The organism is Nucisporomicrobium flavum (assembly GCF_016464385.1).
GTDB classification, from domain to species: domain Bacteria; phylum Actinomycetota; class Actinomycetes; order Mycobacteriales; family Micromonosporaceae; genus Actinoplanes; species Actinoplanes flavus_A.
Window position 1 is genome coordinate 331711 of sequence record NZ_JADMLH010000005.1, and the last position, 23771, is coordinate 355481.

20 protein-coding genes are annotated in these 23771 nt (G+C 70.5%); 3 read left to right on the forward strand and 17 right to left on the reverse strand.

Features of this window, described 5'->3' with window-relative positions:
* The first annotated feature begins 341 nt into the window (after window positions 1-341).
* From eccE to rarD, 3 genes are all read left to right on the forward strand, one after another.
* Window positions 342-2105 carry a type VII secretion protein EccE gene (eccE, locus tag IT780_RS15510; RefSeq protein ID WP_233412935.1) on the forward strand — a complete coding sequence of 588 codons (1764 nt, stop codon included), beginning with the start codon at window positions 342-344 and terminating at the stop codon, window positions 2103-2105.
* Between the two features lie 580 nt (window positions 2106-2685).
* The gene (locus IT780_RS15515) at window positions 2686-3069 is read left to right on the forward strand and encodes a phage holin family protein (RefSeq protein WP_199512237.1); all 384 of its coding nucleotides are present in this window, start codon (window positions 2686-2688) and stop codon (window positions 3067-3069) included.
* A gap of 326 nt (window positions 3070-3395) precedes the next feature.
* Entirely contained in the window at window positions 3396-4352 is a 957-nt protein-coding gene (gene rarD, locus IT780_RS15520) for an EamA family transporter RarD (RefSeq protein WP_199512238.1), read from the forward strand.
* 19 nt (window positions 4353-4371) lie between these two features.
* Here the strand turns inward: rarD and IT780_RS15525 are convergent, their stop codons facing one another.
* The 17 genes from IT780_RS15525 to IT780_RS15605 form a co-directional block, all read right to left on the reverse strand.
* On the reverse strand, window positions 4372-5088 hold the full coding sequence (locus tag IT780_RS15525) for an anti-sigma factor family protein (RefSeq protein ID WP_199512239.1): 717 nt from the start codon (window positions 5086-5088) through the stop codon (window positions 4372-4374).
* Window positions 5085-5600 carry a sigma-70 family RNA polymerase sigma factor gene (locus IT780_RS15530; RefSeq protein WP_199512240.1) on the reverse strand — a complete coding sequence of 172 codons (516 nt, stop codon included), beginning with the start codon at window positions 5598-5600 and terminating at the stop codon, window positions 5085-5087. The genes IT780_RS15525 and IT780_RS15530 overlap by 4 nt, the downstream gene beginning before the upstream one ends.
* A gap of 67 nt (window positions 5601-5667) precedes the next feature.
* Window positions 5668-6462 (reverse strand): IclR family transcriptional regulator, encoded by a 795-nt coding sequence (locus IT780_RS15535; RefSeq protein WP_199512241.1) that lies wholly within the window; start codon window positions 6460-6462, stop codon window positions 5668-5670.
* 258 nt (window positions 6463-6720) lie between these two features.
* Window positions 6721-7707: a polyprenyl synthetase family protein gene (locus tag IT780_RS15540; RefSeq protein WP_233412938.1), complete on the reverse strand. Its 987-nt coding sequence runs from the start codon at window positions 7705-7707 to the stop codon at window positions 6721-6723.
* Window positions 7708-7946: 239 nt separating this feature from the next.
* A complete protein-coding gene (gene nuoN / locus IT780_RS15545) occupies window positions 7947-9479 on the reverse strand; it encodes an NADH-quinone oxidoreductase subunit NuoN (protein ID WP_199512243.1) in 1533 nt (510 codons plus the stop codon).
* Window positions 9480-9481: 2 nt separating this feature from the next.
* Window positions 9482-11020, reverse strand: a complete 1539-nt coding sequence (locus tag IT780_RS15550; RefSeq protein ID WP_199512244.1) for an NADH-quinone oxidoreductase subunit M — start codon at window positions 11018-11020, stop codon at window positions 9482-9484.
* Window positions 11020-12945 (reverse strand): NADH-quinone oxidoreductase subunit L, encoded by a 1926-nt coding sequence (nuoL, locus tag IT780_RS15555; protein WP_199512245.1) that lies wholly within the window; start codon window positions 12943-12945, stop codon window positions 11020-11022. Before nuoL ends, IT780_RS15550 begins: the two co-directional genes overlap by 1 nt.
* 12 nt (window positions 12946-12957) lie before the next feature.
* Window positions 12958-13257 carry an NADH-quinone oxidoreductase subunit NuoK gene (gene nuoK, locus IT780_RS15560; RefSeq protein WP_023357573.1) on the reverse strand — a complete coding sequence of 100 codons (300 nt, stop codon included), beginning with the start codon at window positions 13255-13257 and terminating at the stop codon, window positions 12958-12960.
* A complete protein-coding gene (locus IT780_RS15565; RefSeq protein ID WP_199512374.1) occupies window positions 13254-14021 on the reverse strand; it encodes an NADH-quinone oxidoreductase subunit J in 768 nt (255 codons plus the stop codon). Before IT780_RS15565 ends, nuoK begins: the two co-directional genes overlap by 4 nt.
* Entirely contained in the window at window positions 14021-14677 is a 657-nt protein-coding gene (gene nuoI, locus IT780_RS15570) for an NADH-quinone oxidoreductase subunit NuoI (protein ID WP_199512246.1), read from the reverse strand. Before nuoI ends, IT780_RS15565 begins: the two co-directional genes overlap by 1 nt.
* Window position 14678: 1 nt before the next feature.
* A complete protein-coding gene (gene nuoH / locus IT780_RS15575) occupies window positions 14679-16070 on the reverse strand; it encodes an NADH-quinone oxidoreductase subunit NuoH (RefSeq protein WP_199512247.1) in 1392 nt (463 codons plus the stop codon).
* Window positions 16070-18541 (reverse strand): NADH-quinone oxidoreductase subunit G, encoded by a 2472-nt coding sequence (locus IT780_RS15580; protein ID WP_199512248.1) that lies wholly within the window; start codon window positions 18539-18541, stop codon window positions 16070-16072. Before IT780_RS15580 ends, nuoH begins: the two co-directional genes overlap by 1 nt.
* Window positions 18541-19857, reverse strand: coding sequence for an NADH-quinone oxidoreductase subunit NuoF (nuoF, locus tag IT780_RS15585; protein ID WP_199512249.1), 1317 nt, complete (start codon window positions 19855-19857; stop codon window positions 18541-18543). Before nuoF ends, IT780_RS15580 begins: the two co-directional genes overlap by 1 nt.
* The gene (nuoE, locus tag IT780_RS15590) at window positions 19854-21056 is read right to left on the reverse strand and encodes an NADH-quinone oxidoreductase subunit NuoE (RefSeq protein ID WP_199512250.1); all 1203 of its coding nucleotides are present in this window, start codon (window positions 21054-21056) and stop codon (window positions 19854-19856) included. The genes nuoF and nuoE overlap by 4 nt, the downstream gene beginning before the upstream one ends.
* Window positions 21057-22382 (reverse strand): NADH-quinone oxidoreductase subunit D, encoded by a 1326-nt coding sequence (locus IT780_RS15595; protein ID WP_199512251.1) that lies wholly within the window; start codon window positions 22380-22382, stop codon window positions 21057-21059.
* Window positions 22379-23098, reverse strand: a complete 720-nt coding sequence (locus IT780_RS15600) for an NADH-quinone oxidoreductase subunit C (protein ID WP_199512252.1) — start codon at window positions 23096-23098, stop codon at window positions 22379-22381. The genes IT780_RS15595 and IT780_RS15600 overlap by 4 nt, the downstream gene beginning before the upstream one ends.
* Complete coding sequence (locus tag IT780_RS15605; protein ID WP_199512253.1) at window positions 23095-23766, reverse strand: NuoB/complex I 20 kDa subunit family protein; 672 nt, start codon at window positions 23764-23766, stop codon at window positions 23095-23097. Before IT780_RS15605 ends, IT780_RS15600 begins: the two co-directional genes overlap by 4 nt.
* Window positions 23767-23771: the final 5 nt, after the last annotated feature.

The window sequence follows — 23771 nt, forward strand, 5'->3', positions numbered from 1 at the left end:
CATCGACCACCGGCACATTGACGTGGCCATCAGGTTAGTCCCTCCGGCGATGCCGTGGGGGGCACCCCTGAGCAGCCGATCGTCCGTTCCAATTGCCGAACGTAGCGGGACGGACGCAGTCACGGTATCCCGATCGGTCAACCTGTGGATATCGATGTCCCGTCATCCACAGGCGCCCCCCGCCGCCCGGCGGGGGGCCATACGATGGGCCCGCAACAGAGGTCGACCGAAAGGCGGGCAGGGTGACGGCAGAGGTGGCGAGCGACCGCAGCTTCCCGGAGCTCGGGGGCGCGGATCAACGCCTGCCCAAGGTACGCACCCAGCATGTCCGATCTGGACGGATGTTCGGTATTCGCACCAGTCAGCTCGTCAGCACTCAGGTGGCCGCCGTGGCCTTACTGATAGGCGCGATCAACGGACCGTTGGCGCTCGGCGGCGCGGTGTTCGTGGCGGTCGTGCTGCTGGCGATCACGTGGCTGCGGCTGCGGGGCCGATGGGCCTTCGAGTGGCTCGGCACGGCGATGCGCTTCGCCGGCCGTCGTCACCTCGTCTCCGTCAGCAGCGCGCCTACTGCACTGCTCGAGTTCGTCGCGCCCGGGTCGCAGGTCGACCAGATCGAGCTCGCCGGCGACCCCGCCGCCCTCATCGTCGACGCCCAGGGCATGACGGCGGTGCTCGAACTGGGCGATCCGACGGCACTGCTGGCCGAGGAGGGCGGGTCCTTCCCGTCGCCCGTCGGGCTGCTGCCACCGGCAGGCTCCGAGCACCCACCGTGCCGCATTCAGCTTCTGCTCACGGGCGCCCCCGCTCCCTCACTGCGCGCGGGCGGCGGCACTCCGGCCAACTCGTACCGTCAATTGACGGAAGGCCGGCTGCTCGGCCACAGCCGATCCCTTCTGTCCGTGCGGATCCTGCGCGCCGAGGGCTGGACGGAGGAGGACCTGCGACGCGCCCTGTCCGGGCTGGTCCGCAAGCTCGTACGCCGTCTCGCACCGACCGCGGTCCGTCCGCTCGGCGAGGCCGCTGCCCTGCGCGTGATCGCGGAGCTCGCCCACGACGACGGCGTCGGCGCCGCCCAGGAGAACTGGCCGGGGCTGCAGGTCGGCGGCATGACCCAAGCGACGTTCCGGCTGGCCCGCTGGCCCGACCTGCGGATCGAGACGGCGCGGCGCATCGTCGCGCGGATGCTTGCGCTCCCGGCGGCGGCGACGACCGTTGCGCTGGGCGCGGGGCCCCGATCCGCCACGGGTACGGACACAGCGCTCGACCTGACCATCCGCCTTGCCGCCCCGGACGCCGCCGCGCTGTCCTTCGCCACCCAGACGCTGCGCAAACTGCTCGCCGCCGAGCGGGCCACCGTACGCCGCCTGGACGGTGAGCACCTCGACGGGCTGACCGCCACCCTGCCCCTCGGCATCCCCACCGCCCCGGCGATACCGGGCCATGCGAGCGCCGAGGCCACCCGCGTCGACCAGCTCGACAACCTCGACCTGCCCATCGGCAACGCGGGCCTGATGGTGGGCAGCAATCGCCGCGGCGAGCCGGTCATCGCGCGATTCTTCCGCCCCGAACAGACCCGGGCGCTCCTGGTCGGCGGAGTGCGCTGCGCCCAGCTGATGTGCCTGCGAGCCATGGCCCTCGGCGCCCGCGTCGTGGTGCAGACCGCCCGCCCCCAAGCCTGGGAACCCTTCGTACGCGGCGCCGCCGTCCCGGGCGAATCCATCGCGGTGATCCCACCGGGCCGCGCGGTCGAGATCCCGCCGGGCTCGGCCCTGCATCCCCTCCTCGTCGTGGTGGACATCGGCCCGGTCGGCGCCGACAACCGCCCCGGCGCCGGCTGGCAGGCCACAATGGTCATCCGAGACGACTTCAGCCCCGCGGACGCGGACGTGGCCTCCCGCGCAGACCTCCTCCTGGTCCAGCCACTACGCGCCGAGGAAGCCCAACTCGTCGGCGCGGCCCTCGGCCTGGGCGAGACGGCCAAGTGGCTCACCCAGATCCGCCCGGACATGATCGGCGTCATCAACCGCCGAGCAGTCCGCTGGGCGGCGCTCTCCCAAACCCCCATCGAGGCCCAACTCATCGGCCCACCCGCCCGCGGCTGACCCGCCCGCCCACCGCACCTGTCCCACCCGCCCGGCCAACTCGCCTGTCCCAGCCGCCCTGCCAACGCGCCTGGCCAACGCGCCTGTTCCGGACGGCCGGCCAACGCCGCTGCCTGTCTCGCGCAGAGCGCGGAGCCCGACGAACAGCGCCGCTGCCAGCCGACAGCGCCTGCCCAAAGCCCGCCCCGCACGAGTCGGAAACGGTTACCGCCGCTGCCAGCCGACGGCGCCTGCCCCACGCCCGGCCCGCGCGAGCCGGAAACGGTCAGCGCCGCCGCCGACCGACAGCGCCTGCCCAACGCCCGACCCGCACCAGCGCGAAACGCCCAGCACCGCCCCAACCGACAACGCCGCACGCCCTGGACCGCACGCAGCGCCCGGTCCAGCGCGCCACCCCGCAACGCAGCGCCCAGCCGCCAGATCCCCAGGCCAGCGGGCCGCACACGCCCACGACCGGCCGGCGAGCGACTATCCACCACCTCATCAGCGACTTTCGATAAGTCTCTTTCTTCACCTGATGGCAACAAGATCGCGGAGTGTTGCTGATGTTGGTGGCCCGGGCGTGGCACCATCCGGTGCCATGGGCATCATCATCCGGCTGGCGATCACCGCGGTCTCGCTGTGGATCGCCACTCTGGTCATCGACGGGATCCGGCTCACGACCGATTCGGCGCCGGGTAAGGCCGGCACGCTGGTCGCCGTCGCCGTCATCTTCGGGATCGTCAATGCGGTGCTGCGGCCGGTCATCAAGACGATCGGCTGCGGGCTGTACGTGTTGACGCTCGGCCTCATCTCGCTGATCGTCAACGGACTGCTGTTCCTGCTGACGAGCTGGATCGCCGGGCAGTTCGACCTGCCGTTCCACGTCGACGACTTCTGGCCGAGCGCGGTCCTCGGGGCCCTCCTGGTCGGCATCGTCAGCTGGCTGCTCAACATGCTGGTCCCTGACGGCGACGACGACTGACGCCCGCTGCACAAACGGACGCCACCACAGGCCGCCGGCACGAAGCCGGCACGAAGCCGGCGCGAAGCCGCCGGCACGGACGACGGCAGCGCCGGCGCGCGAACATCAGCCGGGCCGGCCCCAGCCACGCAGACGCCGGGCCGGCCCCGGACGTCCAGAAGCCGGTCACCGCGAGCCCACGGGGCCCCGAACGCTCAGCGACCGGCCACCCGAGCGCCCGGGCCGCCCAACGCACCCGCCGGAACCCGGCCGGGCGGCCCGCACGCGCCCGGTGACGTTCGACATATGCAAGGACCCACCCCCCAACCACCACTTACGGTGACCTCATGGGTGAGGAACGGCGTGGGTATCTGTACGGGCTGGCCGCGTACGCGATGTGGGGCTTCTTCCCCATCTACTTCAAGCTGCTCAAGCCCTCTCCCCCGCTCGAGATCCTCGCCCACCGCATCATCTGGTCCGTCCTGTTCATCAGCCTCCTGCTCGCCGCCATGCGGAACTGGCGCTTCCTCGGCCGGCTGATCCGGGACCGCCGGCTTCTCGGCGGCGTCTCCCTGGCCGGCCTGCTGATCGGTGTGAACTGGGCGACGTACATCGTCGGCGTCAACTCTTCCCGGGTTGTCGAGACCGCGCTCGGGTACTTCATCACGCCGCTCGTTGTCGTCCTGCTCGGTGTGACCGTCCAGCGCGAGCGGCTGCGGCGGTGGCAGTGGGTGGCCGTCGGGATCGGTGCGCTGGCTGTCGGCGTGCTGACCGTCGACTACGGGCATCTGCCGTACATCGCTCTGGTGCTGGCCGCGAGCTTCGGGTCGTACAGTCTGGTCAAGAAGCGGTTGTCGCTGCCGCCGGCGGAGGGGTTGTTCGTCGAGTCCGCCGTGCTGGCCCTGCCCACGCTGGCCTATCTAGGCTGGTTGAACGCCGACGGCGGGGCCGAGTTCGGACATGTGTCGACGGCCCACACCGTGCTGATGGTGCTGGCCGGCGTGGCGACCGCCGTACCGTTGCTGCTTTTCGCCGCTGCGGCCAACCGGGTGCCGCTCGTGGGTCTCGGCATTCTTCAGTATGTGGCGCCGATTCTGCAGCTGGCGTGTGGTGTTCTGCTGTTCCACGAGCCGATGCCCGCCGCGCGGCTCGCCGGTTTCGGCCTGGTGTGGGTCGCGCTGATCATCTTCACCGTCGACGGGATCCGGGGGTCGCGGATCAGGGCCCGGGACGGTGCGAGGCGGACGGGGACCGACCCCGCGGCCGCCACCGCGGAGCCGGCCTCCGCCCTGCCGCCACGCTGACAGCCCAAGGGGCGGGCCGTCAGGGGACGTCGTAGGCGAGCAGCGTCCGCCCGTCGTTGCGCACGAGCGCCAGGCGGGACAGCATCCCGTCGGTGAAGTGCGTGACGCCGGACATGCTGAACTCCTTGCCCGGCGAGGCGATCCAGGAGCCCAGCTGTTCGCTCTCGCGGTCCGGGCCGTACGCCATCAGGCGGATCGTGTACGGCTCGGAGTTCTCGTTCCCCCGGTTGTACGCGCACAGCAGGTTGACCTTCGTGCCGCCCGGCGCCCCGGCGAGGGAGATCTGCGCGGAGACGGGCACCTGCTCGTTGTCGGGGGTCATCGCGACGGCCGGGCCCGGGATCGCCGGATCGGGGGCGCCGCCGCGGCCCATCCAGAAGACGGCGCCGATGCCGGCGACCAGCGCGAGGCAGGCCGCGGCGAGGGCGGTGCCGAGCACGCGCCAGCGCAGCCGTTTGCGTTCCTCGCGGCGGGTGGACTGGGCAGCCGTGACCAGGTCCGGCATAGCGGGTCGGCGGTGCTGCGGACGCTGCCCGGCGGTGAAGTCGGGTTCCAGCAGCCGCTCGAAGTCGGCCGGGTCGAGGCGGCCGAGCAGGCCGGGGAGCACCGCGATGTCGGCGACCGCCTCGCGGCAGAAGGAGCAGGTCGCGAGGTGCCGTTCGTACGCGGCCCGTTCCGCGGGTGACAGGGCGCCGAGGACGTACGCGCCGTCGTCGTGTTCGTGGTCGCACCTCATCCCGTCACCCCCATCTCGTCCAGGGCCATGCGCAGAGAGCGCAAGGCGTAGTGCGTACGTGACTTGACCGTGCCCGGCGGGACGCCGAGCCGGGCGGCCGCCTCCGCGACCGAGCGGCCCTGGTAGAAGCATTCGACCAGGACCTCGCGGTGGCTCCGGGAGAGCCGTCCCAGCGCTTCCGCGACCGTCCAGGCCTCCACCGCCCGGTCCGCCTCGTCCGCGCTGGGCGGAGGCTCGGGAATCATGTCCGTGACCACCTCGCCGACCCGTACCGACCGCCGCCGCCAGGCGTCGATCGCCAGGTTGCGCGCGGTGGTGAACAGCCATGACCGCACCGTGCCCCGCTCGAGGTCCAGCGACTCCGGATGTCGCCAGGCCCGCAGCAGGGTCTCCTGCACGAGGTCCTCGGCCCGCTGGCGGTCGCCCCCGGAGAGGCGTACCGCGTGTGCGAACAGGGCGTCCCCGTGCTCGTCCTGCAACGCGCGCAGCAGCTCGGCGTCCTGATCCTTCAAGCCGGCCGACCTCCCTCGCGCGTTCCACCCTCAACTACGGGCGCGCGGGCCGGCGGGTTCAAACAGGTCAGGCAGTGGCGGCGTCACCCGTGGACAGCGCCTCCGCGACGCTGCGGGCGGCCGAGGTCAGCTTGGCGCGGACCACCCGTGCGGACGTGAGCATCTCGGCGGCCGGCAGCGCGCAGGCGAGGACGAGCCGGCGTTCCATGTCGCGGTCGGTGATGACGTTGACGGCGGCGCAGGCAAGGCCCTGGCGGAACTGGCCCATCTCGAGCTGCATGCCGCGGCGCTCCCCGGCGGCCAGGTCGGCCTCGAGCGCCTCGGGGGTGGTCAGCGTGGCGGGCGTGAACGCGCGCATGCCCCAGTCGCGCAGGTATCGGGCGCGCTGGTCGGCGGTGAGCGTGGCGAGCAGGGCCTTGCCGAGAGCGGTGGCGTGGCCGCCCTCGTCGAAGCCGGGGACCATGTCGTCCATGAACGGCGAGCGCGCGCCCTCGGCGGAGGCGGTGACGGCTATCCGGCCCCCGACGAACCGGCCGAGGTAGTGGCTGTACCCCGTCTCGACGGCGGCGCGGCGCAGCGCCTCACCGACGGACGGCGGGCCCCGGAACGCGGAGACCAGCTCGCGGTACCGGTCCGCGATCTCGAGGCCGACGATGTACGTGCCGTCCTCCCGCCTGATGACGTATCCCTCGTACGCCAGCGTGCGGACAAGGTGGTACGTCGTGGCGACAGTCAGCTCGCACCGTCGAGCGATCTGTTTCACGGTGAGTCCGCGCGGGGCCCGACCTACCGACTCGAGCACGCGCAGGGCACGTGACACGCTCCGGATGAGATCTGACGGCTCCGCCAGGGGGTCGCGCACAGCTACCTCCGACGCCGGGGACTTACACCATATGAATAATCTTCCCCGGACGGAATGCCTGAAGCGTGTCGACCGCGACGAATCTCTACCGCACGTATGGCTGCTGACACTCAGCGTTCACGAATGACGCTTTCCCCGGACCATGGTCATCGCTGCGTGCACGACCGTTCACCAGCGGAAACGAATGCGCCTTACCACGATCAACGTCAAAGTTACGCACCGGCCGGAGTCAGAACCGGAAATTCCATTGTGGAGATGTCAGCTGGTCCGGTCGGCAATGGAATCGCAGAGCGCCTCCATCGCCCGGCGGGGTGACCCGTCGGGCAGCGGCGCGAGGCAGGCGCGTGCCTCCTCCGCGTAACCGCGGACGGTCTCCCGGGCGCGCTTCATCGCCGCGGACTCGCGCAGCAGGCCGAGCGCCTCGGCGTGCAGGGCATCGTCGACGAGCGGTCCGGAGGCCAGCAGCTCCCGCAGGCGCACCGCCGAGGCATCGGTGTCGTCGCCGGCGAGCGCGTACAGCACCGGGAGCGTCGGGACGCCCTCGCGCAGGTCGGTGCCCGGCGTCTTGCCGGACTGCACCGACTCGGACGCGATGTCGAGCAGGTCGTCGGAGAGCTGGAACGCGACGCCGATCGTCTCGCCGTACCCCGCGAGGGCCGCGACGTGCTCGGGCTTCGCACCGGAGAAGAGGCCACCGAAGCGGGCCGAGGTCGCGAACAGCGACGCGGTCTTCTCGGCGATCACGTGCAGGTAGTGGTCGATCGGGTCGCCGCCACGCGCACCGACCGTCTCGGCGATCTGGCCGTGCACCAGCCGGGAGAAGGTCTGGGCCTGCAGCCGGACCGCCTCCGTGCCGAGGGAGGCCGCGAGGTCCGCGGCCCGCGCGAACAGGTAGTCGCCGACCAGGATCGCCACGGAGTTGCCCCAGCGCGCGTTGGCGCTGGGCGCCCCGCGCCGCACGGTGGCCTCGTCCATGACGTCGTCGTGGTAGAGCGTGGCCAGGTGGGTGAGCTCCACAACCAGGGCGGCCGGCACGATCTCAGGCCGCGAAGGGTCGCCGAACTGCGCGCCCAGGGCCACGACGAGCGGCCGGGTCCGCTTGCCGCCCGCGTCCATCAGGTGCCGGGCGGCCTCCGCGATGAGCGGGTCGGCGCTGGCGACGTTCTTGCGCAACTCGTCTTCCACCACGGCGAGCGTGGCGGAGACCGACGCGTCGACCGCGGGGTCGAGGCCGAGCCACGTCAGCGCGCTGTCAGCAGTCACGCTTTCACGATGCCATACGGGATTTCCCGCGGGCGCCCCAGGGGTCGATCTTCCAAGATCAAAATTCTTCGAGGGTACGGACACCGTTCCGGCGGGACCGGCGCACCGGGCGCGCATAGTGGCTGGTCACGCTTCTGCCGCCGGCGCCGGGCGGGACTGCCGGGTGCCGGCGCACGAAAAAGCCCCGGCCATCGGCCGGGGCTTTTCTCGCCATATGACAGTTATCTGACGAACTGCGCGGCGTCGTTGGTGAGATCCAGCAGTGGGGCAGGGATCACACCCAGCGCGAACGTGGCGATGACCCCGATGGCCAGCGCGGCGGACGTCAGGAAGCCCGGGATCGACACCGTCGGCGTGCTCTCGCCCGGCTCCTGCAGCCACATCATCACGATCACCCGCAGGTACGGGAACGCCAGCACCATGCTCGTGATCACACCGACGATCACCAGCCAGGTCTGCCCGCCGTCGATCGCCGCCCCGAACACCGCGAACTTGCTGGTGAAGCCGCTGGTGAGCGGGATGCCGGCGAAGGCCAGCAGGATGAACGAGAAGACCCCGGCCAGCAGCGGGCTCTTGCGGCCCAGCCCGGCCCAGCGGGACAGGTGCGTGGCCTCGCCCTCGGCGTCGCGGACCAGCGAGACGATGCCGAACGCGGCCAGCACCGAGAAGCCGTACGCGACCAGGTAGAACATCGTGCTGGCCAGGCCCTCCTTGTTGAGCGCGAGCACGCCCACCAGCAGGTACCCCGCGTTCGCGATCGACGAGTACGCCAGGAGCCGCTTCATGTCGGTCTGGGTGACCGCCAGCACGGCGCCGATCAGCATCGTCAGGATCGCGATGACGCCCAGGACCGGCTGGAAGTCCCAGCGCACGCCCTCGAACGCCACGTACAGCACGCGCAGGAGCGCGCCGAACGCCGCCACCTTGGTGCAGGCTGCCATCAGCGCCGTGATCGGCGTCGGGGCGCCCTGGTAGACGTCCGGCGTCCACACGTGGAACGGCGCGGCCGCGCTCTTGAAGAGCAGGCCGATGGCGACGAGCGCCAGACCGGCGTAGAGCAGCACCTCGCTGCGGTTCGGGTCGGCCACCGCATTGTGGATGGCGGCCAGGTCGACGCCGCCGCTGTAGCCGTACAGCAGCGCCACACCGAACAGGAAGAACGCCGAGGCGTACGAGCCCAGCAGGAAGTACTTCAGGGCCGCTTCCTGGCTCAGCAGGCGGCGCCGGCGGGCCAGGGCGCACAGCAGGTACAGCGGCAGCGACAGCACCTCGAGCGCGACGAACATCGTCAGCAGGTCGTTCGCCGACACGAACAGCAGCATGCCGCCGAGCGAGAAGATCGTCAGCGGGTACACCTCGGTCGCTCCGGGCTGGCTGCCGGCCTGCCGCAGGTCCTTCTGCGAGCCGACGGTGACGGCGGCCTGCGAGACGAACGCGCCGCCCGCCTCGACGGTGCGCTCACCGATCAGCAGCAGCGAGACGAGCCCGAGCATCAAGATCGAGCCCTGCAGGAACAGCGTCGGCCCGTCGATGGCGACGGCGCCGCCGATCGTGACGATCCGGGTGTTGCGCTCGATGATGACGGTGACCAGCGCGGCCACCGTCGCCAGCAGCGCGAGCCCGAGCTGGAAGCCGTGCCGCCGGGCCTTGGGCAGAAGCGCCTCGAAGAGCACGCCCAGGCAGGCCGCCCCCAGGAGGATCAACATCGGCGCGAGCGCGCCGTAGTCGATGTCGGGCAGTTTGAGGTCTTGCATGGCTACCGCGCCACCTTCCCGTTCGCGACCGCCGTCGGCGCCGGATCGGTCTTTCCGACGTCCTGCATGGTCGCCTGGACCGCCGGGTTGATCACATCGGTGACCGGCTTCGGGTAGAAGCCGAGGAGCAGCAGCAGGAGCACCAGCGGCGCGACGACGAGCTTCTCGCGCAGCGTGATGTCCTTGTGCATGGCCGGCACGTCGTTCAGCGCCGGGTTGAGCGTGCCCTGCGTCGTGCGCTGGAACATCCACAGCACGTACGCGGCGGCGAGGATGATGCCGGCCGTCGCGATGACCGCGTAGACCTTGTGCGTCGCGAACGTGCCGATCAGCACCAGGAACTCGCTGACGAACGGCGCCGTACCGGGCAGGGCCAGCGAGGCGAGGCCGGCGAAGAACAGCACGCCGGCCAGCACCGGGACGAGCTTGCCGGCGCCGCCGAAGTCGCTCACCAGGGCCGAGCCGCGGCGGGCCACGAACATGCCCACGACCAGGAACAGCAGGCCGGTGGCGAGGCCGTGGTTGACCATGTAGAGCACCGAGCCGGTGCCCGCCTGGGTGGTGAAGGCGAAGATGCCGATGCCGATGAAGCCGAAATGCGCGATCGACGTGTACGACACCAGCCGCTTGAGGTCGTTCTGACCGACCGCCAGCAGCGCCGCGTAGATGATGCCGATGACACCCAGCACCAGCGCCGCCGGCGCGAACCAGCGCGACGCCTCCGGGAACAGCGGGAGGCAGTAGCGCAGGATGCCGAAGGTGCCGACCTTGTCCAGCACGCCGACGAGCAGCGCCGCCGCGGGCGCCGGGGCGGCACCACCGGCGTCGGGCAGCCAGGTGTGAAACGGGAAGAACGGCGCCTTGACCGCGAACGCGATGAAGAAGCCGAGGAACAGCCAGCGGGCGGTGTTCGTCTCGAAGGCCGCCGAGGCGTCCTTCAGGTTCGCCCAGTCGAACGTGTGCCCGCCGACGACCCAGAGGCCGATCACGGCGGCCAGCATGAACAGGCCGCCGACCAGCGAGTAGAGGAAGAACTTCACCGCGGCGTACTGGCGGCGCTGGCCGCCGTACGAGCCGATGATGAAGTACATCGGCACGAGCATGACCTCGAAGAACACGTAGAACAGGAACACGTCGGCGGCCGCGAAGACGCCGATCATCGTGCACTCGAGGGTGAGCAGCAGCGCGAAGTACGTCGGCACCGACCGCTTGGTCTCGTCGATGTCGTTCCACGAGGCCAGGATCACCAGCGGTACGAGCACCGCGATCAGCACGAGCATGACCAGCGCGATGCCGTCCGCGGCGAACGTGAACCGCGCGTCCCAGGTGGGGATCCACTGGTACGACTCGCGGAACTGGAACCGGTCGCCGCCGACCTGGAACGCCACCCACATGACGATGCTCAGCACGAGCACCACCAGCGACCACGCCAGCGCGACGGTCTTCGCGAGACCGCCCTTGCTGCGCGGGATGAAGGCCACCACTGCCGCGCCCACCAGCGGGAGCAACGTCAGGATGGACAGGAACGGGAAGTCCTTCATTACGCCAACCACCCCAGCTGGATCGCGAGGAACGCGCCGACGACCAGCACGGCGCCGGTGAGCATGGACAACGCGTACGAGCGGACGAAGCCCGACTGGAGCCGGCGCAGGCGCCCGGAGCTCCCGCCGACGGTGGCCGCGAGGCCGTTGACCACGCCGTCGATGCCCCTGTTGTCGAGGTAGACCAGGGCGCGGGTCAGGTAGATGCCCGGCCGCTCGAACACCGCCTCGTTGAACGCGTCGGTGTACAGGTTGCGACGGGCGGCGCGGACCAGCACGCCGGCCGGCTGCTCCTGCTCGGCCGTACCGTTGCGGAACAGGGCCCAGGCGAGGCCGGCGCCGAGCAGCGTCACGACGATGCTCAGCGTGGTGAGCAGCCAGTGCGCGAGCACCGGGGTCGCCTCGGCCTCCTCCTGGCGGAAGACCGGCTCCAGCCAGTCCGGCACCGAGGTGGACATCAGCCAGCCTGCGGCGATCGAGCCGACCGCCAGCAGCATCAGCGGCACGGTCATGATGAGCGGCGACTCGTGCGGCTCGTGGATGTCCTCGGTCCAGCGCTTCGGACCGTGGAACGTCAGCACGAACAGGCGCGTCATGTAGAACGCGGTGAGCCCGGCACCGAGCAGCGCGGCGAGGCCGTACAGCCAGGCGGTCCAGCCCTCGCGCTCGAACGCTGCCACGATGATCGGCTCCTTGGAGAAGAAGCCGGACAGCGGCGGGATGCCGATGATCGCGAGCCAGCCGGTCATGAAGGTGAGCCAGGTCCACTTCATGTACTTGCTCAGCCCGCCGAAGCGCCGGATGTCGACCTGGTCGTGCATGCCGTGCATGACCGAGCCGGCGCCGAGGAACATGTTCGCCTTGAAGAAGCCGTGCGCCAGCAGATGGATGATCGCCAGCGCGTACGCCGCCCCGCCGAGCCCGACGCCGAGGAACATGTAGCCGATCTGGCTGACCGTCGACCAGGCGAGCACGCGCTTGATGTCGTCCTTCGCCGCGCCGATGATGCAGCCCATCAGCAGGGTGATCGCGCCGACGGTGACCACGACGGTCTGCAGCGTCTCGTTCGCCGTGAAGATCGCGTGCGAGCGGGCGATCAGGTAGACGCCGGCGGTGACCATCGTCGCGGCGTGGATGAGGGCCGAGACCGGGGTCGGGCCCTCCATCGCGTCCGGGAGCCAGGCCTGCAGCGGGAACTGACCGGACTTACCGGCCGCACCGAGCAGCAGCAGGATGCCCATGACCAGCACGGTCCCGCCGGAGAGCGTGGAGACGCCGTTGAACACCCCGTCGTACTGGGTGGTGCCCAGCGTGGCGAACATCAGGAAGATGCCGATGGCAAGGCCGGCGTCGCCGACCCGGTTCATCAGGAACGCCTTCTTGCCCGCGGTCGCCGCGGACGGCCGGGTGTACCAGAACGAGATCAGCAGGTACGACGCGAGACCCACGCCCTCCCAGCCGAAGTACAGCATCACGTAGTTGTTGCCGAGGACCAGCAGGAGCATGGCCGCGACGAAGAGGTTGAAGTACGCGAAGAACTTCCGCCGCCCCGGGTCGTGCTCCATGTAGCCCACCGCGTACAGGTGGATGAGCGACCCGACGCCGGTGATCAGCAGGACGAAGACGCCGGACAGCGGGTCGAAGAGCAGCCCGAAGTCGACTTTCAGCCCGCCGACGGTGATGAAGTCCCACAGGCTCTGCTGGGCGGAGCGCGCCTCCGCCTCCAGCCCGCGCAGGCTGAGGAACATCGACAGGCCGAGGACGAAAGTAGCGGCGACCGCCAGCACGCCGAGCCAGTGGCCCCACTTGTCGGCCCGCTTGCCGAGCAGCAGCAGCACCGTCGCGCTGGCGAGCGGAATGGCGACGAGCAGCCAGATTCCGCTCAAGAGCCCCGTCGCGTGGGCATACTCCACTGTCTGTTCCACGTGAAGGCCCCTTTAGTACTTGAGGAGGTTGGCGTCGTCGACGCTCGCCGAGCGTCGCGTCCGGAAGATCGACATGATGATGGCGAGCCCGACCACGACCTCGGCCGCCGCGACCACCATCACGAAGAACGAGATGATCTGGCCGTCGAGCGTGCCGTTGATGCGGCTGAAGGTCACCAGCGCGAGGTTCGCCGCGTTCAGCATCAGCTCGATGCACATGAACAGGACGATCGCGTTGCGGCGGACGAGCACCCCGGCGGCGCCGATGGTGAACAGGATCGCCGCCAGGACGAGGTAGTAGTCAGGAGTCACTTGTCCGTCCCCTTGGGTGCGGCCTCGGTCGCGGTGAGTTCCCGTACCGGCAGGATCGGCGAGATGCTGCGGTCCGAGCCCTTGCCGTCGGGCAGCTTCGCCGGCGCGGCCACCGACATGGTGTTGGCGTACACGCCCGGGCCCGGCTTCGCACCGGGGTAGTTGCCGGGGCGGAAGCGCTCCTTCATCCGGGCGACCTGGTCCATGACCTCGCCCTTGGCCCGCTCGACGTGCGCGAGCACCATCGCGCCGACCGCCGCCGTGATGAGCAGCGCCGACGTGACCTCGAAGGCGAAGACGTACTTGGTGAACAGCAGCCGGGCGATGCCGGGCACGTTGCCGGCCGCGTTCGCCTCGGCCAGCCCGGCCACCGCCGTGTCGCCGAGCGAGCGGGCCAGGCCGGCCGCCAGCAGCACGCCGAAGCCGGCGCCCAGCAGGATCGCCGCGACGCGCTGGCCGCGCAGGGTCTCGATGAGCGAGTCCGAGGCGTCCCGGCCGACCAGCATCAGCACGAAGAGGAACAGCATCATGATCGCGCCGGTGTAGACGATGATCTGGACCGCGCCGAGGAAGGGCGCGGAGTTGACCACGTACAGGAAGCCCAGGCAGAGCATCGTGACGACGAGCCACAGGGCGGAGTGCACCGCGTTGCGGGCGAGCACCATGCCCAGGCCGCCGATCACGGCCAGCGTCCCGAGGATCCAGAACGCCCACGCCTCCCCGGTGGAGACCTGAGCGGCGGCCTCCGCCGCGTACGACATCATCATCGCTTCACCTCTGCGGGCTGGTCAGCGGCGTCCTCGCGGCGCAGCGTGCCCGCCGTCTCGGCCCGGGCGCCCGGCTCACCGGCGGTCGACGCGTCCCGGGTGCCGGAGTCCGACCAGGGAGCCCGCTCGGCGCCGGCCGACGTGCCGGGGTTGGTCAGCGCGCCGACGTAGTAGTCCTTGTCGGTGTCGCCCAGCCGCATCGGGTGCGGCGGCTGCTCCATGCCGGGCAGCAGCGGGGCCAGGAGCTCCTTCTTGGTGAAGATGAGGTCCTGGCGGCTGTCGCGGGCCAGCTCGTACTCGTTGCTCATGGTCAGCGAACGGGTCGGGCAGGCCTCGATGCAGAGCCCGCAGAAGATGCAGCGGGCGTAGTTGATCTGGTAGATGCTGGCGTACCGCTCACCCGGGGAGAAGCGCATCTCGTCGGTGTTGTCGCCACCCTCGACGTAGATCGCGTCCGCCGGGCAGGCCCAGGCGCACAGCTCGCAGCCGATGCACTTCTCGAGGCCGTCCGGGTGCCGGTTGAGGATGTGCCGCCCGTGGTAGCGCGGCGCCGGCTTGGGCGGCGTGAACGGGTAGTCGGTCGTGATGACCTTGCGGAACATGTGCGCGAAGGTCACCCCGAAGCCCTTGAACGAGCCCGTGAACGTTCCCACGTCACACCTCCTTGTCTGACGTGTCGTCGTCCGGGTCGGTGGTCGTGCCGCCGACCGTGGCGGGCTGGCGCTCGGCCACCGCGCGGCGGGCGCGCGGGCTGGGCGGCACCTGCAGGTCGATGGGCGGGACCGGGAAGCTGCCCGGCGGGCGGGCGGCGAGCTGTTCCTCGATCGAACGCTCCCGCGGCTTCTTGCTCGCCGGCCAGAGCAGGGCGATGCCGAGCACCACCACCGCCGCGACGACGTAGACCAGGTACCGCGCGCCGCCGTCGATCCGGTCGTTGGTGACCCGGACGCCGGCCAGGAAGAGGATCCAGACCAGGTTGACCGGGATCAGGACCTTCCAGCCGAAGCGCATGAACTGGTCGTAGCGCATCCGGGGCAGCGTGGCCCGCAGCCAGATGAAGCCGAAGAGCAGGATCAGGACCTTCACCAGCCACCAGAGCAGCGGCCACCAGCCGGAGTTGGCGCCCGCCCAGAACGTGGTGATCGGCGCGGGTGCCCGCCAGCCGCCGAGGAACAGCGTGGTGGCGAACGCCGAGACGGTGATCATGTTGATGTACTCGGCGAGGAAGAACATCGCGAACTTGAACGACGAGTACTCGGTGTGGAAGCCGCCGACCAGCTCGGACTCCGCCTCGGGCAGGTCGAACGGGGCCCGGTTGGTCTCACCGACCGCCGCGATGCAGTAGATGATGAAGCTCGGCAGCAGCAGGACCGCGTACCAGCTCGGGGCGGTGGGGTTCCAGCCGAGGATGTCGACGCTCGACTCCCCGTTGCCCGCCTGCGCCTTGATGATCTGCGAGGTGGACATCGTGCCGGCCGTCATGAACACCGCCACGATGGACAGGCCCATCGCGACCTCGTACGAGATCATCTGCGCGCTCGACCGCAGGCCGCCCAGCAGCGGGTACGTCGAACCCGACGCCCAGCCGGCGAGCACGACGCCGTAGACGCTCATCGAGGAGCAGGCGAGCAGCACCAGCACCGAGACCGGCACGTCGGTGAGCTGCAGCGCGGTCTTGTGCCCGAAGATCGACACGACCGGCCCGAACGGGATCACCGAGAACGCGGTGAACGCGCAGGTCGCCGAGATCACCGGGGCGATGAAGTACACCGCCCGGTCGGCCGTCTTCGGGATGATCTCCTCTTTGAACGGCAGCTTGAGGCCGTCGGTGAGGCTCTGCAGCCAGCCCTTCGGACCGACCTGGTTGGGGCCCGGCCGGACCGCCATCCGGGCCACGACCTTGCGCTCATAGTTGATCGTGAAGAGCGTCAGCAGCAGCAGGACGACGAAGACGCCCAGCAGCTTGATCAGCGTGATCCACCAGACGTCGTTCTCGAACGTCTGCAGCGTCGGATCCTGCGCCGCTCCGAGAATCACTGTGTTCATCAGTTCACCCCTTGGGCGAGGACCGGGCCCGGCTTGCCGGCGCTGAGCCGGACCACCGCACCCGAGGTGACGCCCAGGCTGCGACGCACGGTCGAGCCCGGCGAGTTCGTGGGCAGCCACACGACCCGCGGGGGCAGGTCGGCGATCTCCGCCGGCAGCGTGAGCGCGCCGCGGTCGGTGCCGACCGTGACGGCGTCGCCGTCGGCCACGCCGAGCGCCTCGGCGAGGTCCTTGCCGAGCCGCACCACCGGCTTGCGGGCCGTGCCGGCCAGCACCTCGTCGCCGTCGAGCAGCGCGCCGAGGTCGAGCAGCTGGTGCCAGGTGGCGAGGACCGCCTCCTGCGCGCCCGGCTCCGGCAGGCTCGCCGGAGCCACCGTGGGCAGCGCCGGCCGCTCGGACCGGCTCGCCGGCATCGCGCCCAGCTCACGCCGGATGGCGGTGACGTCACCCGTGCCCAGCGAGAAGTCCATGGACGCCGCGATGGCCTCCAGCACCCGGCCGTCGGTCATCGCGCCGGTCGGCAGCACGGCCTCGAAGGTCCGCAGGCGGCCCTCCCAGTCCATGAACGTGCCGGCCTTCTCCGGCGCCGGCGCGATCGGCAGGACCACGTCGGCGCGCCGGGTCACGGCGCTCTGCCGCAGCTCGACGCTGACCAGGAACGGCACCGCGTCCAGGGCCTGCTCGGCCAGGCGCGGGTCGGCGAGGTCGGCCGGGTCGACGCCGGCGACCAGCAGGGCGCCGAGCGAACCGTCCGCGGCGGCCGCGATGATCGCGTCCGTGTCCCGGCCCGCGGCGGCGGGCAGGGCACCCGCGTCCACGTCCCAGGCGGCGGCCAGCTCGGCCCGCGCCGCCGCGTCGGCGACCGGGCGGCCGCCGGGCAGCAGGTTGGGCAGGCAGCCCGCGTCCACCGCGCCGCGGTCACCCGCGCGCCGCGGCACCCAGGCGAGCCGGGCGCCGGTCCGGGCGGCAAGCGCGGCCGCGGCGGACAGGCCACCGGGAACGCTCGCGAGCCGCTCGCCGACGAACAGCAGCGAACCGGGCGCGCTGAGCGCGGCGGCCACCGTGGCGTCGCCGGCCAGCAGGCGCGCCTCGTCGCCGGGAACGGCCGGGACCAGCGCCGCACCGAGCTTCTCGAAGCCGCGGCTGAGGAACGGCGCGACCGCCGTGACCTTCAGCCGCTTCTTGCCGTGGGCCTTACGCAGGCGCAGGAACAGGATCGGGCACTCCTCCTCGGGCTCCAGCCCGACGATGAGCGCCGACGGCGCTGTCTCGATGTCCTCGTACGTGACGTCGGTGACCCCGGCGACCGAGGCGGCCAGGAACTCCGCCTCCTCCGCCGAGTGCGGCCGGGCCCGGAAGTCGATGTCGTTCGTGCCGAGGGCCACCCGGGCGAACTTCGCGTACGCGTACGCGTCCTCGACGGTGAGCCGGCCGCCGGTGAGCACGCCGACACCCTTGCCCTTCGCCGCCGCCAGGCCCTCGGCCGCCACGACGAGCGCCTCGGACCAGGAGGCCTCACGCAGCTCGCCGCTGTCGGCGTCGCGGACCATCGGGGTGGTGATGCGGTCGTACCCGGTGGTGTAGCGGAAGCCCCACCGGCCCTTGTCGCAGTTCCACTCTTCGTTCACCGCAGGGTCGTCGCCGGCGAGGCGGCGCAGCACCTTGCCGCGGCGGTGGTCGGCCCGCATCGCGCAGCCGGCCGCGCAGTGCTCGCACGTCGTCGGCGTGGAGACCAGGTCGAACGGGCGGGCGCGGAACCTGTACTGCTCGCCGGTCAGCGCGCCCACCGGGCAGATCTGGATCGTGTTGCCGGAGAAGTACGAGTTGAAGGCGACGTCACCCTCGCCCTCGCCCACCTGGCCGTCACCGGTGCCCGTGCCGCCGAAGAAGTCGTCGCGGTACACGTTGATCTGCTCGCCGGACGAGCGGTCCATCAGGTCGATGAACTTGTCGCCGGCGATCTCCTCGGAGAACCGGGTGCACCGCTGGCAGAGGATGCACCGCTCGCGGTCCAGCAGCACCTGGCTGGAGATGTGGATCGGCTTCTCGTACTCGCGCTTGTGCTCGTGGAACCGCGTGTCGGGGCGACCGCTCGACATCGCCTGGTTCTGCAGCGGGCACTCGCCGCCCTTGTCGCAGGTCGGGCAGTCGAGCGGGTGGTTGATCAGCAGCATCTCCATGATGCCGGCCTGCGCCTTGGCGGCGACCGGGGAGCTGAGCTGAGTCTTGACGATCATGCCCTCGGCGACCGTCTGGGTGCAGGAGGCGACCGGCTTGCGCTGGCCCTCCACCTCCACCAGGCACTGCCGGCAGGCGCCGGCCGGGGCCAGCAGCGGGTGGTCGCAGAACCGCGGGATGGCGATGCCCATCCGCTCGGCGACCCGGATGACCAGCTCGCCCTTCTCAGCGGTGACTTCGACACCGTCGATGGTGAGGGAGACGGTGTCCGTCTTCTTGGCGACGTCGGTCATCAGTGCGCTCCTACCAGGGCCTTCTCGGACAGCCGCGGAGCGGTCCGGCCCTCGATGTAGTCCAGGTAGTCCTGCCGGAACCACTTCAGCGTGGAGACGACCGGGGTGGCCGCGCCGTCGCCGAGGCCGCAGAACGACCGGCCGAAGATGTTGTCCGCCGTGTCCTGCAAGGTGTCCAGGTCCTGGTAGGTGCCCTGACCGGAGAGGATCCGACGGTACGTGCGCACCATCCAGTAGTTGCCCTCACGGCACGGGGTGCACTTGCCACAGGACTCGTGGTGGTAGAACTCCAGCCAGCGCCAGGTCGCGTACACCGGGCAGTCCTGGTCGGAGAAGATCTGCATCGCCGTGGTGCCCAGGATCGAGCCCGCGGCCGCGACGCCCTCGAAGTCCATCGGGGTGTCGATGTGCTCGGCGGTGAGCAGCGGCGTCGACGAGCCGCCCGGCGTCCAGAACTTCAGGTTGTGGCCCGGCTTCATGCCGCCCGCGAGCTCGATCAGCTCGCGCAGGGTGATGCCGAGGCCGCACTCGTACTGGCCCGGGTTGGCGATGCGGCCCGAGAGCGAGTAGATCATCGGGCCGGACGACTTCTCCGTGCCCATGCTCTTCCACCAGTCCGCGCCGCCCAGCACGATGTACGGCACCGAGGCGATGGTGCCCACGTTGTTGACGACGGTGGGGCTGGCGTACAGGCCGGCGACCGCGGGGAACGGCGGGCGCAGCCGGGGCTGGCCGCGGAAGCCCTCGAGGGAGTCCAGCAGGGCCGTCTCCTCGCCGCAGATGTACGCACCCGCGCCGCTGTGCACGACGAGGTCCAGGTCGAACCCGGAACCGAGGATGTTCTCGCCCAGGTAGCCCTTGGCGTACGCCTCCTTGACCGCGTTGCGCAGCCGGCGGGCGGCGTGCACGGCCTCGCCGCGGATGTAGATGTACGCCCGGCTCGCGCGGATCGCGTACGAGGCGATGATCGCGCCCTCGATCAGCGAGTGCGGGTCGTACGTCATCAGCGGCAGGTCCTTGCAGGTGCCCGGCTCGCCCTCGTCGGCGTTGATGACGAGGTAGTGCGGCTTGCCGTCGCCCTGCGGGATGAAGCCCCACTTGAGTCCGGTCGGGAAGCCGGCGCCGCCGCGGCCGCGCAGGCCCGAGTCCTTGACGAGCTGGATCAGGTCGTCGGGGTGTACGTCCAGCGCCTTGCGGACCGCGGCGTAGCCGTCGAGCCGCTCGTACACGTCGATCTTCCAGGCGTCCGGCGACAGCCAGCGCTTGGTCAGGACGGGGGTGAGCTTCTGGAGCACCTCGCGCCGTGGCTGGGTCACTTCTTCTCCTCGCTGCCGCGCTGAGCGTTCTGCCAGCCCGGGTTCTCCGTGGCGGGCGACTGCTCCCTGTGCGCTGCGGTGCTCTCGCTGACGATGCTCTCGCCGCGCTCGCTGTCACCCGCGGGCTTGCCGTCGCCGGCAGTGGCGTTCTTCGCCGCCCCCGCAGCCTCGGTGCTGGTGGTCGGCACGCTCGTGACGTCGGTCTGCGCCGGGTCGGGCGTCGGCGTGGACGCGTCAGGGTTGCGGGCCTCCGCCGCGCGTACCTCCGGGTCCTTGACGTCGCCGGCCTTGACCGGCGCGCCCGCCTTGCGGTGCTCGACCGCGTGCTCGGCCTTGTCGACGACCGCCGCAGCCGCGGACTTGACCGCGCCCGCCGCCTTCTTCGCGACGCTGGCGATCTTGCCCTCGTGCTTGGCCGGCGGCTGCGCACCGGCCGGGGCCGGGTCCTTGACCGCCTTGGCCGACTCGTCGCGCGCCGGCTTGGTCGTCGCGATCGGGGTGTCGATGTCGAAGTTCGCCACCGCGACCCCGTGCTGCTGGGCCAGCGTGACCCCGCGCAGGGTGGGCGCGCCGGCGACGCCGTCGGCCACCGCGCCCTCGCGCTCGTCGGCGAAGCCGGCGAGCTGCAGCTGCATCTCCTTGAGCGTGCAGATCCGGGCGCCGCGGCTGGGCGTCGGCCGTTCGCCGGTGCGCAGCTGCTCGGCCAGGGTCACCGCCGCCTCGGGCGTGGCCTCGTCGATGGCGAAGTCGTAGTTGACCGTCACCACCGGGGCGTAGTCGCAGGCCGCCAGGCACTCGGCGTGCTCCAGCGTGATCTTGCCGTCGGCGGTGGTCTCGTCGTGGCCGACGCCGAGGTGCTCGGCGAGGCCGTCGTAGACCTCCTGCCCGCCCAGGACGTTGCACAGCGTGTTGGTGCAGACGCTGATCAGGTAGTCACCGGTCGGGCGGCGCTTGTACATCGTGTAGAAGGTCGCCACCGCGCCGACCTGGGCCTTGTTGATGCCCAGGATCTCGGCGCAGAACGCGACGCCGTCGGGGCTGACGTGCCCCTCCACCGTCTGCACGAGGTGCAGCAGCGGCAGCAGCGCGGAGCGCTCCCGGCCCACCGGGTAGCGGGCGATGATCTCGCGCGCGGGCTCCAGGAGCTTCTCCGCGAGCGGCGCGGCCGCCGGGGAGAACTCAACCGTGGTATCGGACATCTATCGGTCACACCCACCCATCACCGGGTCCAGGGACGCGCCGCCGGCGATCACGTCGGCCAGCAGAGCGCCTTCGGCCATCGCGGAGATGGCCTGGAGGTTCACGAAGCTCGGGTCGCGGTAGTGCACCCGGTACGGGTGCGTGCCACCGTCGGACACCGCGTGCACGCCGAGCTCGCCGCGCGGGTGCTCGATGCCGACGTAGACCTGCCCCGGCGGGACCCGGAAGCCCTCGGTCACGAGCTTGAAGTGGTGGATCAGCGACTCCATCGACTGACCCATGATCTTGGCGACGTGCTCGAGCGAGTTGCCGAGCCCGTCGACGCCCAGCGCAAGCTGCGCCGGCCAGGCGATCTTCTTGTCCTCGATCCAGATCGGACCGGGGCGCAGCCGGTCGAGCGCCTGCTCGACGATCTTCAGCGACTCGCGGATCTCGGCGACCCGGACCAGGTAGCGGCCCCATACGTCGGCCGTCGTGGCGGTCGGGACGTCGAACTCGTACGTCTCGTAGCCGCAGTACGGCATGGTCTTGCGCAGGTCCCAGGCGAGGCCCGCGGCGCGCAGGACCGGTCCGGTGGTGCCCAGTGCCATGCAGCCGGTGACGTCGAGGACTGCGACACCCTGCGTACGCTCCTGCCAGATGACCTGGCCGGAGAGCATGTCCTCGTACTCCTTGAGCTTCTTCGGCATGTAGACGAGGAAGTCGCGGATCTTCTTGACGGCCGACTCGGGCAGGTCCTGCGAGAGGCCGCCCGGGCGGATGAAGCCGTTGTTCATCCGCAGGCCGGAGGTCTCCTCGAAGATGTCGAGGATGTACTCGCGCTCGCGGAAGCCGTACAGCATCATCGAGATCGCGCCGAGCTCCATGCCGGTCGTCGCCAGCCACACCAGGTGCGAGGCGATCCGCTGAAGCTCCATGAACATGACCCGGATCGTGTTCGTCCGCTCGGTGATCTGGTCGGTGACGCCGAGCAGCTTCTCCACGGCGAGGCAGTAACCGGCCTCGTTGAACATGTTGGACAGGTAGTCCATGCGGGTCACGAACGTGACGCCCTGGGTCCAGTTGCGGTACTCGAGGTTCTTCTCGATGCCGGTGTGCAGGTAGCCCACGACGGGACGGCACTCGGTCACCGTTTCACCCTCGAGCTCCAGCACGAGGCGCAGCACGCCGTGCGTGGACGGGTGCTGCGGGCCCATGTTGACGACGATCTTCTCGTTGCTGAGCGGATCGACGCTGCTGGTGACGGAGTCCCAGTCGCCGCCGGTGACCGTGAAGACGCGGCCCTCGGTGGTCTCTCGTTCGGTGGCGTAGCCGGACTGTGTCATTGGTAGACCCTCCGCTGGTCAGGAGGCGGAATCTCGGCGCCCTTGTACTCGACGGGAATGCCGCCGAGCGGGTAGTCCTTGCGTTGCGGGTGCCCCTCCCAGTCGTCCGGCATGAGGATCCGGGTCAGGTTGGGGTGGCCGTCGAAGACGACGCCGAACATGTCGTAGATCTCCCGCTCCTGCCAGTCGGCGGTCGGGTAGACCGAGGTCACGCTGGGCAGGCTCTGCCCGACGGCGACCGCGGCCTCCAGGCGCACGCGGCGGCGGTACGTCATGGAGGTCAGCTGGTACGCGACGTGCAGCCGGCGCTCGTCACTGCCCAGGTAGTCGACGCCGTCGACCGACGAGCACAGCTCGAAGCGCAGCGACTCGTCGTCGCGCATGATCTGGCAGACCTCGGCGATCCGCTCCGGCGCGATGTGCAGGGTGAGCTCGCCACGGTCGACGACCACCTTCTCGACGGCGTCGGCGAAGCCCGGGTAGGCCTCCTCCAGCGCGTCGTACACCTCGTCGAAGTAGCCGCCGAACGGCCGCGGGCTGTCCACCGTGGTCGGGCGCCGACGGGCCAGGCCGCCGAAGCCGGAGACGTCGCCGGTGCCCTTGACGCCGAACATGCCCTTCGCCGGGCTCGGCGGGGTCTGCGCCGGGGCGTCGAGGTTGGCGCCCACCGGCTGCGTCGCCGGCACGCCGCCGTCGCTCTCGGAATGCGTCGTCACTTGCCACCCTCCCGAAGGTGCGGCTGCAGCTTCATCCAGTTCTCGATGCGCAGCTGCTCCTCACGGCCTTCCTTGACCGCCTGGGTCCACTCCGCGCGCCGCACCTTGTCCACGCGGTACGACGACGGCATCGCGCCCGGGGCGACGACCGGAACGTCGCCGCGCTCCTGACGGGCCTCGAGCATCTTGCGGCCGTTCGGGCCGAGCGGCTGGGCCATGACCTTCTCGCGCATCTTGAGGATCGCGTCGATCAGCATCTCGGGCCGCGGCGGGCAGCCGGGCAGGTAGATGTCGACCGGCACGATGTGGTCGACGCCCTGCACGATCGCGTAGTTGTTGAACATGCCGCCCGAGGAGGCGCAGACCCCCATCGAGATCACCGAGCGCGGCTCGGGCATCTGGTCGTAGATCTGGCGAACGACCGGGGCCATCTTCTGGCTCACCCGGCCGGCGACGATCATCAGGTCGGCCTGCCGGGGCGAGGCCCGGAAGACCTCCATGCCCCAGCGGCCGAGGTCGTAGTGCGGACCGCCGGCGGCCATCATCTCGATCGCGCAGCAGGCGAGGCCGAAGGTGGCGCCCCAGAACGAGGACTTGCGGGCCCAGTTGGACAGCTTCTCCACCGAGGTGAGGAGGATGCCGCTCGGCAGCTTCTCTTCGATACCCATGGTTA